This is a genomic window from Marinospirillum sp. (genome assembly GCF_014859565.1).
Window position 1 is genome coordinate 1 of the sequence record NZ_JACUUA010000137.1, and the last position, 8818, is coordinate 8818.

At 50.5% G+C, this 8818-nt stretch carries 9 protein-coding genes and 1 pseudogene; 5 read left to right on the forward strand and 5 right to left on the reverse strand.

The window, feature by feature from the left end; translation table 11 throughout:
- Positions 1–190: 190 nt before the first annotated feature.
- From IBX50_RS14265 to IBX50_RS14280, 4 genes are all read left to right on the forward strand, one after another.
- Entirely contained in the window at positions 191–391 is a 201-nt protein-coding gene (locus IBX50_RS14265; RefSeq protein WP_292256932.1) for a (2Fe-2S)-binding protein, read from the forward strand.
- Between the two features lie 133 nt (positions 392–524).
- The gene (gene bfr / locus IBX50_RS14270; RefSeq protein ID WP_292256934.1) at positions 525–1001 is read left to right on the forward strand and encodes a bacterioferritin; all 477 of its coding nucleotides are present in this window, start codon (positions 525–527) and stop codon (positions 999–1001) included.
- A 3-nt stretch (positions 1002–1004) separates the two neighbouring features.
- The gene (gene bfr / locus IBX50_RS14275; protein ID WP_292256936.1) at positions 1005–1472 is read left to right on the forward strand and encodes a bacterioferritin; all 468 of its coding nucleotides are present in this window, start codon (positions 1005–1007) and stop codon (positions 1470–1472) included.
- A gap of 60 nt (positions 1473–1532) precedes the next feature.
- Entirely contained in the window at positions 1533–1901 is a 369-nt protein-coding gene (locus IBX50_RS14280) for a DUF6164 family protein (protein ID WP_292256938.1), read from the forward strand.
- A 100-nt stretch (positions 1902–2001) separates the two neighbouring features.
- Here IBX50_RS14280 and IBX50_RS14285 read toward each other — a convergent pair whose 3' ends face one another.
- The 4 genes and pseudogenes from IBX50_RS14285 to IBX50_RS14300 form a co-directional block, all read right to left on the reverse strand.
- Positions 2002–3054, reverse strand: coding sequence for a hypothetical protein (locus IBX50_RS14285; RefSeq protein WP_292256940.1), 1053 nt, complete (start codon positions 3052–3054; stop codon positions 2002–2004).
- A gap of 188 nt (positions 3055–3242) precedes the next feature.
- Positions 3243–5369: pseudogene (locus IBX50_RS14290) on the reverse strand (TonB-dependent receptor).
- Between the two features lie 86 nt (positions 5370–5455).
- Positions 5456–5647, reverse strand: coding sequence for a hemin uptake protein HemP (locus IBX50_RS14295; protein ID WP_292256942.1), 192 nt, complete (start codon positions 5645–5647; stop codon positions 5456–5458).
- Between the two features lie 157 nt (positions 5648–5804).
- Positions 5805–7778, reverse strand: coding sequence for a diguanylate cyclase (locus tag IBX50_RS14300; RefSeq protein WP_292256945.1), 1974 nt, complete (start codon positions 7776–7778; stop codon positions 5805–5807).
- Between the two features lie 124 nt (positions 7779–7902).
- On the opposite strand from IBX50_RS14300, the gene IBX50_RS14305 reads away from it, so the two are divergent.
- A complete protein-coding gene (locus tag IBX50_RS14305) occupies positions 7903–8751 on the forward strand; it encodes an NAD-dependent protein deacetylase (RefSeq protein WP_292256947.1) in 849 nt (282 codons plus the stop codon).
- Here the strand turns inward: IBX50_RS14305 and IBX50_RS14310 are convergent.
- On the reverse strand, positions 8727–8818 hold a 92-nt coding region (locus tag IBX50_RS14310; RefSeq protein WP_292256949.1), incomplete at its 5' end, for an NAD(P)/FAD-dependent oxidoreductase. The genes IBX50_RS14305 and IBX50_RS14310 overlap by 25 nt on opposite strands.

An 8818-nucleotide genomic window follows, 5' to 3' on the forward strand; every position in this document is an offset into this window, starting at 1 on the left:
TGATGGTGGTCGCCGTCCAGTACGTCGCCGCGCTCCTGCCAGCGCCTGATTCGTCGCTGTAATTTAAAAAACCGCCCTGCGTTCGCGCAGCGGCGGTTTTTTTTTGCGGATGTGAATCTTTATCACTTGCTTTGCTGATGTTTTGTCGATAATCTTGTCGAGAACAATTAGCATTCAGTGGAGGTCAAGCATGTACGTCTGCATCTGCAAGGGTATCACCGAGCAACAAATCAAAACCTGCGCTGACCAGGGTGCAGCCAGTCTGCGTGACCTTTACCGTGAATTGGCTGTTGGCAGCCAGTGCGGTAAATGTGTGAGTGTTGCAAAGCAAGTGTTGAACAGTGCTCAGTGCAATCAATCGCTTTGTTATGATGCCGCCTCTGTAGCCTGATTTTTACCTTTCAGCCACTATTCTTTTGCCTGCGTTGCTTCAGCAGGCTATTCTTATACCCTGAATTTGCCAGCCAGTCGGTTTTCCGGCAAGCCAGCTCCCTCTTCAACGTACCAACCCAGGGTGGCTATTTATGCAAGGAAACACCAAGGTTCTGGAACAGCTCAATAAAGTGCTGACGCTGGAACTCACTTCTATCAATCAGTACTTCCTCCATGCACGCATGTTCCGTAACTGGGGCTTTGAAAGCCTGAACCACGCAGCGTATAAAAAATCCATCAAAGATATGAAACAAGCTGATGAGCTGATCGAGCGCATTCTGTTTCTGACAGGTTTGCCCAATCTGCAGCACCTTGAGCGCCTGCGCATTGGTGAACATACTGCCGAAATGCTGAAGTGTGACCAAGATCTGCAGCTAGACCAACTCAAGCAGCTGCGTGAAGCCATTGCCCTGTGTGAAGCAGAGCAAGACTATATCAGCCGCCATCTGCTGGAAGAGATTCTCGAAGATGAAGAAGAGTATCTGGACTGGCTGGAAACCCAGCAGCATCAGATCACTGAAATGGGCATTGAAAACTATCTGCAGACCACTGTCAGCACAGGAGAATAAATCATGAAAGGCAGCAAAAAAGTCATTGCAGCACTCAACAAACTCCTGGCTGGTGAACTGACTGCAATGGATCAGTATTTTATCCACTCATCCATGTATGAGGACTGGGGTTTAAACAAGCTGCACGAACGCATTGCTCATGAGTTTGATGATGAAAAAGCCCATGCAACTCAACTGATTCAACGCATACTGTTTCTGGAAGGGACACCGGATATGGTCACGCGTGAACCGATCAAGATCGGTAAAGACGTCAAAGAAATGCTCAGTAATGACCTGCAGCTGGAATATGACGTGACCGAAGCCCTGAAAGAAGTGATTGCCCTGTGTGAAAAAGAACAGGATTACCAGACCCGTGAAATTCTGCGTCAGATGCTGGATGATACCGAAATGGATCATGCTTACTGGTTGGAAAAACAACTGGGTCTGATTGAGCGCATTGGTATCAAGAACTATCTGCAGTCTCAGATCTGAGTCTATTGATCAATCAACCCCACCGGATAACTCCGGATGGGGTTTTTTAATGGAGTTGGCATGTCGGTTTTACTCTTCCGTATTGGTCACCATGTACCGGATGATGAGTTACATGAGATACGTCTGCTGTTGAATGAGCAGGGTATCCACTGGTATGAAACCACCTCGGGTTACTGGCGTGTGGGTCTGGCAGGCATCTGGCTGCATGACCCAGAGCAGGAGGCCGAAGCGCGGGCATTGCTGGATGCTTATCAGCAGCAGCGTCTGGAGCGGGCACAGCAGGAACAGGCGGAACTGCAAGCCGAGGGAACAACACCCCGTTTTATTGATCGCCTGATCCGCCAGCCATTCAGAATGTTAGGTGTGTTGCTGGCGCTGCTACTGATTGTGCTGGTCAGCCTGATACCCGTCTGGTGGTTGGTCTTTTAAGGGGTTAATCCAGCACCACCAGCAAGGGTGCCATAACAGTCAGTAGCAGGGCAAAGGCCACCAGTTGAACCCAGAGTTTTTTGTGCATGGATTGCTCCTTTTATAACAGGCTGCTGAATACTTCACGCAGCGCCAGATTTTCCACCCGCCCTTCAGCGTTGTAACCCTGCACCTGCAGCAGCATTTCTCCACTGGCACCAAAAATCTCCAGCGAGCTGATCCAGCTGTCGCCTCGCGGTTTGCGGGTGATAAAAGCAAACTCAAACAGGCTGGGATCAAGTCTGGCTTGTCCTTCTTGCCATTCCAGCAACAAGGAACCTTTGCCGATGCAGGGTTTCAGCAGGGCTTTTTTGCAGGTTTGTACACAACCCTCGCTGATCATGGATATACACAAGGGCAGTTGCAGTCGGCAAGCACTGTTCAGCAGATGTTCAAAGCTATCCAGTGAAACTGATCGTGCCAGTTTTGGGCTGATTGAGCAGAGGGTGGCAAAATAGGTGGTTTGATGCCGTTGCAGCAGGGCGCTGATCTGTTGTGGGTCACTCATGTTGCGCCACTCCAGTTCCAGACTGGTCAGATCCTGCGGCATAGGGTGTTCTCTATGACGTGTTGCTGCGGGTTCAAACAAGGGTTGGTGGCTGGCTTGGGTATCCGCATGCTGATGCAGCAGTTCCTGCCAGGCTGTTTTACAGGTGGCTGTGGTGGGGCTGAGTGACATAAAACGACGGCCATTACGGGTGAAAAAGTCCAGCCGTTGTTCCGTGGCACAACCCCAGTACCAGTGCTCCAGCTGTAATTTCAGATGCAGACCGGAGGTCAGGAACTGAATACCCAGCTGTCGCGGATGATCCAGACACAAATCAGGAGTAGAAAAACAGCCGCGATAATGAATGGAACCCAAGTCGTTATAAGCGGTGACTTCAACTTCCTGCAGTGTCGACAGCTGATAAAGCACACTGAAAGCATCACGCAATGGCCATACATTTTCCTGACCGATTCTGGAAGCCTGCAAGTCACCTTCACTGGTATTCAGCAGTGTTGCCCACTCACGCAGACTGGCAGCAGGCTGAGCTTGACGAACACCTTGCAGCGCTTTGTAAAGTAAACCGGATAACCCGGTTGTGAAGACGGGGAAATTCACCAATGCATTCATATCGTACTCTCCTGATGACGGGTCCTGAATGAGTAGTGCACTGGCTGGCTAAAACTGGCTTGCTGGCACCCAACAGATAACAAGAATGATTATCATTAAGTTTGGTTTGGGTGTCAAGCATAAAAAAAGGGGAACCCTGAGGTTCCCCAAAGAAGCTGAAAAACTCCAATTGCTGTGTTGCCTAAGACTTAGAACTGGTAGCGTGCTCCAACTTCAAAGCTGCGCTCAGGCCCGGCGTAGATGCCCTGACGCAGGCTGGCAATATAGCGCTCATCCGTCAGGTTTTTGATGTTGCCAAATACATTAAAGGCAGGAGTTACCTTGTAGTTGGCGGTCAGATCCAGCGTGGTGTAGGAATCAATCTGTCCTGTGAAGAATCCACTGGTATTTTCTGCAAGAGTTTTGGTGTTGTCCGTATCGCTAAACTGCGAGCCAGTGTGGTTGGCACTCAGCAGTGTGGAAAACTGCTCAGTTTCGTAACCCAGGCCAAGATTAAGGATCACTTCTGGTGTATAGGTTACACGCTTGCCATCTTTTATACTGACATCAACACCATTGGTCTCATAACGGGTGCCAACAAACTTGGCATCTGGAATCCAGGTGGCGTTAGCTTGCATGAAAAATCCACCACCCAACCCTAGGGCAACAGCACCTTCAAACCCTTGATGCAGTGTTTTACCACCATTAGTTTGCTGGTAGTCGGTGTTACTGTTGGCAGGGATTATCTGGTTGTCAAAATCCATGCGGAAGTAGGTTGCTTCATAGGTCAGCTGGCTGATCTGACCACGTACACCCAGCTCCAGATTCAGTGAGCGCTCTGCTTCCAGTTGCTGATCCTTCAGACCATCCAGAGCATCACCATTGGATGCCGGTGAAAAGGCTTGATAAACGCCACCAAATACCTGTGCTGCGGAGGAAAGCTGATAGGTTGCACCGATACCGGGCATTACTTCGGTGTTGGAGGTATCCGCACGGTTACCTTACGCTGCTGTTTTTTGAAGATCCTTGCGTTCCTGGGTATAAGACTCAACCCGGATGCCTGGAGTCACTGCCAGCTGATTAGTGACTTCAAAACGGTTCTGACCAAAAACAGCAATGCTGTCGGCTGTGTCAACACGGTCACGGGTGATGTTGCCGCTGCGCGGGGTGGCACGTGTGGCTTGGATCGTTTGATCTTTCATTTCTTCGGTCATGAAACGCACACCAACTTCAGCCTGGTTACGCATGCCAAAGCTGTTGTGAGCAAACTGCAGACGGGATTCAGCACCAAAACGTTCAAAGGCTCGGTTATTGCCGCTCAGACTGTTCGTATAAACCCAGCGTCCTGCTGTACGGGAAGCGTTTGCATTAACACCATAACGCCAGTAGTCACGGTACATCTGGCTCCAGTAAACAAGGGTATTGAGTTTAAAGTTGCCGTCGATGTCCCATTCGTGGTTTACATCAAAGGATTGGCGTTCGGTCAGGAACCAGTCATCAGGAGCTGGGTTATAGGTTTTGCCAGCTTTATAGTCATCCAGAAAAAGTCCCCGATAGGAGATATTGGCATCATTGGCATAGTGGGTGAATTTAACACCTATCCACTGATCATCACCAACGGCCATGCCCGCTTTGATCATGGCATCAGTCATGTCATAACCCTTATCCATAAAACCATCACTTTGTGCGCGGGTGATCACAGCACCAAACACGCCATCCAGTGAGGGAGAGCTGCCGCCGACCTCTAAAGTGCTTTCTTTCATGCCGTGAGAGCCTGCTCGTGCAGTAAGTGCAACTCCGTCATCCGGTTGTTTGGTGCGGTAGTTGATCACCCCGCCAATGGTGCTGGGGCCATAACGCAGTGCAGCAGCACCCTTGAGTACCTCAATATCACCAATGCGCTGAATGCGAGGGTTGTAATAACGACCATTACCAACAAATAAACCTGGAGCGACAGGTACACCATCTTCCAGTATCAGGGTTTTGTAATCGGCAGCACTGAGTCCACGAATACCGATATTGGCAACCACAGCTGTTTCTTCTTCACCCTTGATGTAAACACCTGGCACCTGCCGTAAGGCTTCTTCAGTAGAGCGAGGTTGTTGGCGCTGCAGGTCTTCCTGTGAGACCAGAGTGACAGAACCTGGCTGGCGAGCAATGTCTTCACCAGTTTTACCAACCACATCAATTTGTGGCAGGCGCAGGTTTTGTTGATCAGCCAGCGTGGCTGCTGAAATGCTGGTTCCTGCTACTCCCAGTGCAAGGGTGATGGCGATGGTCAAGCTGGATGGCTTGAAATGTTGCAGATGCAGGGTTTGTGTTGTTTTCACTTTCACTTCTCCATGATGGTTTTTATTCCCTGGCTGGCTGAAGTGAAAATGACTTGCTGGCTGGCTTGGGTTGATTCTGTTTTGAGCTGACTTTATTTGGTCAGGATCAGTTTGCCGCGATGGGTGATGCGCAGGGTGTAGGTTTCACCCTGGTGTAAAATCAGCAGTTGTCGGCTGGTGCCGAAGAGTTGTTGACTGGTGATGCTGGGCTCCTCAGAGTTTTCTGAGGTTTGCCCTGTGTCGGGGTTTAAGGCATGTTCGGGTGTTTTATTCATCGGAGCCATTTATTGTAACTTGGAAGTCGCAGCAATTCTGATGGGTGAATCTTTATGTTAATACAAGTCTAATGGCAAATAAGAAGTATTGTCAATCGCGATTGTAATCAAAGAGTCATTTTTGATGAAGAATGAGAGGGGGCTGCAGGCTTAGCCTGCATGATGATCAACTGGAGGCTGGTTGAAAGGATATTACTCGGTTGCGTCCTGCTGCCTTGGCGGCATAACAGGCTTCGTCGGCTCGTTTGATGAGCTCTTTGGCGGAGGTTTCATTGGGCTGGAAATGGCTTAGGCCGATGCTGGTGGTGACCCGATACTGATCGGAGCCACTGATTTTAAGCTGTTCCACTGCTATTCGGATCTGTTCTGCGACCTGTTTTGCCTGGGGTTCATCCATGCCTTTTAACAGCAGGGCAAATTCATCGCCTCCCTGTCGAGCCGAAATCCCTTGTGTTCCGGCTTCCCGTTGCAGGATAGCTGCTATCCCCTGTAACCAGAGATCACCCACATCGTGCCCAAGGTTGTCGTTGATGGGTTTGAAGTGATCCAGGTCGATCAGTAACAGGGTTGACTGGATCTGTTGCTGTTGCCAATCCTTTGCAGCAGCATCCATGACCTGATCAAAGCCACGGCGGTTAAGCAACTGGGTTAGTCCATCATGCAGGGCTGCCCAGCGGTCTTTTTCTTCCTGCAGTTTACGCTCAGTAATGTCACGAAAAGTGCCGATATACCCCTGATACTGGCCTTCTTCACTTTTGACAGGTGAGGCGTGTACCTCTAGCCAAATTTGTTGTTCATCACTACGAATACAGCGGTACTGGGTTTCAAATGTCCGGTGATGTGCCACAGCTTGCTGCCAGTCATTGAGCAAAATGTGGCGTTCATCAGGGTGGATAGTCTGTTGCCAACCCATACCACGCAGAGTGTCAGCAGGATACCCTGTCATTGTCATAAAAGCCTGGTTGACATAAATCACACCACCCAGCAAATCAGACAGAATAATGCCGGTCGGGGATGAGTCCAGCACAGCATTCAGATAAGCCTGACGGCGAACCAGGTCACCTCGGTTGCGATCCAGATAACGCAGCAGCGTATTAAATCGGGAAGCCACGGAGCGTAGTTCACTTAATGGGGTGTCGGCTTTCAGACGTTCCTGCTCACCACGGGTAATGGCATCAATCTGCTGGGCAAAGCGTTTTACAGGTCGCAGTAATAACAGCAGGATGATCCAGAGAGTTGGCAGGCTGATCACCAATACACCGCCACCAATCAGCCACATGATCCACCAGAGGCGATCAAAAGCGGCATAGGCTTCATGCTCAGGCAGGTAAACCCCTACAATCCAGTCTGCTTGCCACAGCTGGCGATAGGCCTGCAGGGCATTTTGGCCATCCAGTGTTAATCCTTCAGCGGCACCTTCCCAGCCCAGTAAAGCCAAACCAATCCAGGGGTTAAACTCAGCATCGGGCAGTGGTTGCATAATCAGCTCAGGATTTTTATGTACCAGGATCTGGCCGGATGCGGTTCCAAGTCCGGCAAACCCTTCTTTCCCCAGGCGCAGACGTTGCAGACGACCCAGAAAGTTATCACCCGATACCTTGACGATGCCGCCAACCATACCCTGAAAACTCTGTTTTTCATCCAGCAGGGGCACAGCAAACATCACCAGTGGCTCATGGGTGACCAGTCCAGTGAAGGGTTCACTGACATGACTGCGGCGGCTGTGCTGCAGATATTGAAAATAGGCGCGGTGACTGATATTGAGCCCCTGACGGCCAGCACTGGGCCAGTCAACCTGCACCACTCCGTCGCGGTTAACCACAACCAGGGTATCAAAATAGGCCAGCAGTGCGGAGTTTTGCTGCAGCAAAAATTGCAGTTCAGTTTCTGATTCCGGTGGGAAGCTTGTATCTATCTGATTGCTCAGGCCTTGCAGTGCGTGCAGCCTTTTTGCAACATCCTGCTCAATGTTATGGGCAATCAGCTCAGCTTGATACTCCATGTGAGTGAACAGGGTTTCACGGGTGATGTCTCGACCCATATACCAGGAGGAGCCCAGCAGGACAACAACCAGCACCACCCAGCCAGAACCCAGGCTGAGCATCAGGCGGGCATGTAATGAGCCGAACCAGTGCTTCATGGTTTATCCTTTGTTGATCCCCTGATCCTGATAGTGGGTAAAACCAAAATGCTAAGCAGGGTATCCTGTTGTTTTTAGTTGTTTCGCAGGATTAAGTCTAACAGAGCTGAAGGAAATCGGGCATTTGAATACCAGAGAAAGAACATTGAACGACCTGAAGGATTTTGTTTTTGATCACCAGCGATTATTGGTATTAACTGGTGCTGGAGTCAGCACTGACAGTGGTATTCCTGATTATCGGGATCAGCAGGGACAGTGGAAACACAAACCACCGGTACAGCATGGTGACTTCATGTCGCAGCTGTTGGTTCGTCAGCGTTACTGGGCCAGGGCATTGGTCGGTTTTCCGGTAATGCAGCAGGCCAGACCGGGTGAGGCGCATCGAGCACTGGCTGAACTGGAGCAGCGAGGGCGAGTGTTCCACCTGATTACCCAGAATGTGGATCGGTTGCATCAACAGGCGGGTTCAACAAAGGTCACGGATTTACATGGCCGGGCAGATACGGTGAGTTGCCAGAGCTGCGGTTATCGCTTGATGCGTTATGCCTACCACCAGTTTCTGGAACAGTTGAATCCGGGTTTTACCGGTTTACAGGGTGTGACTGCCGCACCGGATGGTGATGCTGATTTGGAGCGTGATGACTTTCATCGCTTTCAGGTGGCAGATTGTCCGCGTTGTGCTGGCATCATCAAGCCGGATGTGGTGTTTTTTGGGGATCTGATCCCTAGTGCTACCCGGCAGATGGCCGATCAGGCACTGGCAGTCGCGGACGCTCTGCTGGTGGTGGGTTCATCATTGATGGTTTATTCTGGTTATCGCTTTTGTCAGCAAGCCAGCCAGATGGGCAAACCCATTGCAGCACTGAACCTTGGCAAAACCCGCGCAGACCCACTGCTGAGTCTGAAGATAGAAGCTGCTATCGGATCAACACTGCAGGCGTTGATTGATCAAAACCCCTGCCCGCAGGCATAACCTGATGCCCAGGCCCACTGGAAGTTGTAACCACCCAGTTGTCCTGTTACATCCAGTACTTCACCAA

Excerpts from the sequence above, each read along its gene's own strand:
- IBX50_RS14265 (WP_292256932.1), top strand. The coding sequence starts at position 191 with ATGTACGTCTGCATCTGCAAGGGTATCACCGAGCAACAAATCAAAACC.
- bfr (WP_292256934.1), top strand. The coding sequence starts at position 525 with ATGCAAGGAAACACCAAGGTTCTGGAACAGCTCAATAAAGTGCTGACG.
- bfr (WP_292256936.1), top strand. The coding sequence starts at position 1,005 with ATGAAAGGCAGCAAAAAAGTCATTGCAGCACTCAACAAACTCCTGGCT.
- IBX50_RS14280 (WP_292256938.1), top strand. The coding sequence starts at position 1,533 with ATGTCGGTTTTACTCTTCCGTATTGGTCACCATGTACCGGATGATGAG.
- IBX50_RS14285 (WP_292256940.1), bottom strand. The coding sequence starts at position 3,054 with ATGAATGCATTGGTGAATTTCCCCGTCTTCACAACCGGGTTATCCGGT.
- IBX50_RS14295 (WP_292256942.1), bottom strand. The coding sequence starts at position 5,647 with ATGGCTCCGATGAATAAAACACCCGAACATGCCTTAAACCCCGACACA.
- IBX50_RS14300 (WP_292256945.1), bottom strand. The coding sequence starts at position 7,778 with ATGAAGCACTGGTTCGGCTCATTACATGCCCGCCTGATGCTCAGCCTG.